Source organism: Chitinophagaceae bacterium (assembly GCA_030053935.1).
GTDB lineage: Bacteria > Bacteroidota > Bacteroidia > Cytophagales > JASGCU01 > JASGCU01.
Window position 1 is genome coordinate 1 of sequence record JASGCU010000139.1, and the last position, 3472, is coordinate 3472.

The 3472-nt window shown below is 33.9% G+C and carries 1 protein-coding gene; it reads right to left on the minus strand.

The genetic code is table 11. The features are described from left to right. The coding region (locus QM536_09620; GenBank protein MDI9357268.1) for a VCBS repeat-containing protein at positions 1-3472 on the minus strand (3472 nt) is incomplete at both ends.

Sequence of the window (3472 nt, forward strand, 5' to 3'; positions counted from 1 at the left end):
GGGAGGAGCGGGATTAAATACACTATCTCCATCTTGCAAAGCAGTAATGGTATAGATTCCTGGATTTTGTATAGTATAAGTATTTTGAGACAGTCCGTTATTCGTTCCTACAGCATATTGTACGAGAAGTGATGAAGAAGCCTTTGCTGTAAGCATTAGTACTATGTTATTTCTTACCGAGGAGAGTGTATCATTGAGAATTTCCGGAAAATCAATAGTTTGACTGTTTTTGGAAGGGTCAATAATGGTGATATATCCGATAACGTTTGATGAATCATAATATTGGTTTCCTGTATGAAAAGCAATTATGGGAGCTACTCCACTATTTTGTATTATCACAGTATCATTTTGTATGCGAACAATAGTATTGGTCGTTCTGAAACTTATAGGTAGAGAACCTGAAGAGGCACTGATTTTGAAAGAAACATCTCCCAAAGTTTTAGAAAGTGGAAGATCAAAAGTAATACTCTGCTTTACTCTTTTTATAGTAAGAATTTGTGTGGTATGGGTAGGAAAAAATTCATTACTTCCATTATTAAAAGCCACAATAGCAGCAGTTCCTACAGCATTTATACGGATAATATTATTATTTATAGTTACTTTGGTGCTGGCGGAAGAATAAGAAACCTTAATGGAAGTACTACTTCTCGAATGAAGCGCAAACGGAGAATCGTTATATATTTTTTCAGCTATTGGAAAGAAAGTAATGGTCTGTTTGGATTTAACAATGAAAGCTTGAGAAACAGAATCTGCAGATGTTCTATCTAAATCTCCATTTTGAAAAGCAGTTACCATCCAAGTTCCTGTTTGGTAAACTGTAACAGTATTTGCTTGCAGGGATGCATTACTTTCATGAGGGAAAGAAAACCGAATGGGAAGGAGAGAAGTAGAAGAAGTATTCAAAACAAAAGAAACTCCGACAGTTTGTGTAGGAATTTGTTGAAAGGTAATGGTTTGTTTTGTTTTATGTATTTTTAAAAGACGAATAACGGGATATGCGGCGTAGTATATACTATTTCCTGTTTGAATAGCAATAATATTGCTTTCACCTGCTCCTGTAATAGTGACATTATTTCCTGTCACAGTGGCTACATTATGATTGGTAGAGATAAAAGAGAGAGGCAAACCCGACGTAGCAGTAGCAGAAATGGTAAATGGAGCATCTCCAAAGGTTTTTTCTGTAATTCCGTCAAACGTAATAGATTGAAAAAACGTTCTGTTTTGAATATGTATGCTTTGTTCTGTTCCGAATGCTCCTCCTTTCAACCCTTGGTCTATTGCTTGCATACTCCAAACGTAGTAACCATTGGGAATACTATCTAAATAATAGGTATTTCCTTGTATTTTCCCTCTTTCTACGATTCTTCTAAACCCTGTGTGATTATCAGCATGAGATGTTTTGATGGAATTTTTATTTGTGAGCGTTCCAAAGTACATGTTATAATGTAATCCATTGTGTGCTGTACGTGTATATTCCTTTATTATGTTTGCATCTTGGGCATTTTCCCATACAAAAATAACTTTAGAAGGTGATACTAAAGAAGAGGAAAGATTTGTAGGTGGAGTAGCCGTTATATTTTTAACTTCTGTGTTATTACGGTAGAGGACTGGTGAGGTATTACTAAATGGTTCTATAACAAATATATCTAAGTCACCATCATTATCATAGTCTACAAATTTTCCCGATCCTCTTCCTACTACAGGTAAGATATGGGATGGATGATATATAAAAGTATTCTGCTCATTTTTATAGAGTTCAGAATAAAAAAAACTTCTATCTCGCCCACTTACCAAAAGATCTATATCACCATCATTATCATAGTCACCAAAAACACTATTACTCCTATACAGAGGTCTTATGGAAGTAGGGATAGAAGTATACTTTCCTCTCCCATCATTTTGATAGAATCCATTTACGGGATAACCTCTATTATGACCAGATATAAAAAGATCTAAGTCGCCATCATTATCATAATCCATAAATTGCGAAGAAGTAGCAGCCAAGCTTGGAAATGAATCCGATGCAGAGAAAACAAATCCTGTATTTTTATTTTCATAGAGTAAAGAGAGAGAAGTACTTTTTTCTCTCACTTGAAAAAATCTTCCCGTTGCAAATATATCCAAATCCCCATCGTTATCGTAATCACCTAAGGTGGTAGAGTTATAAAACATTCCTAGAAAGGGATTATGAGTGCTTTCTAAAAAACTGGTGCCATTGTATCTATAGTAAAAAGAGATGGATGAGGAAAAGTTTTCTTCTCCTTGTATCCCAAATAATAATAGGTTATTTTTTCCCGTGTTTGTGGCATCAAAAACATCTATACTTCCTAAAAAGGTGTTCTTTAATGGTTGTGAAATTACAAAATCAATGTTATTTTCCCTGTTATTATTGGTATATACTATATGATTTGGTATGTAAAGAGATGTAGACAAAAAATTATTAAAAATATCTATGTTTCCATCGTTATTATAATCAAAAGGAGTACTATTATTATTATGATCGTAGTAAGAAAAGATAGAAGTACTCGTAAATCCATTTGGTAATTCATTCCTATAAAGAGCTGTTTTCATGTCGCTATTCGCCCCTACTAAAAAAAGATCTAAATCATTATCATTATCTGCATCAACAAATTCAAACGATCCAAAAAAAGTAGGTGGAAACGGAGTAATAATTTTTTCAAAAACCGAGAGTGTTATTGCCTCTTTAGTAGCAGAATAGTCACTTATATACTTACCAATAATAGCACGGACTCTGTAAAAATAAAGTGTGCTGTCTTTTAGTCCTCTTAAGGTTATCAGAGTGTCTGTTATTTCTTTTTGATGATACGATGGTATAAATTTTGTAAAATTTTTATCCTCCGCTACATCTAATTGATAGAGGGAAACATTTGGTATTTTTGACCAAGAGAAAGAAAAAGAGTTACATTGTGTATTTTGTGAGGGAGTAGTTTTTATGAATATAAAAATATGCTGATGAGCCCATTCACTTCTTTTCATATTCGCATCCACAGAGCGAACACTCCAATAATAAAAATCAGGAGAAGGGTACACAACATACTCTGTTTTTTGAGTAGAAAAAGTAGGATAAGAGTATTCTGTAAGTGGAGTTTTTGCAAAATACACTTCATAATGCAGTCCTTCACTTGGGGTTTCTGCATCAGAAATCAAATTCCAAGAAAGTTGGAGTTCATCTATTTCTAATTCTAAAACAGAAGCATCTAATCCATGTGGAACATTTGGAGTATTATTGAATACAGAAGTTTTGTTTTCATAGAAGCGACCTGTTTCGGGAAAGAAAATATCTCTATCTCCATCGGAATTAAAGTCCGTCAGAGTGTGTTTCGTAATGTTTGGAATGCTCGTTATTGCTGCAAAAGAAGTTCTGTTATTTTTATATATTGTGAGAGTAGGCAAGTTATTTTCTGTTCCTGAAATAACAAGGTCGGCAAAGCCGTCATTATCCATATCTGCC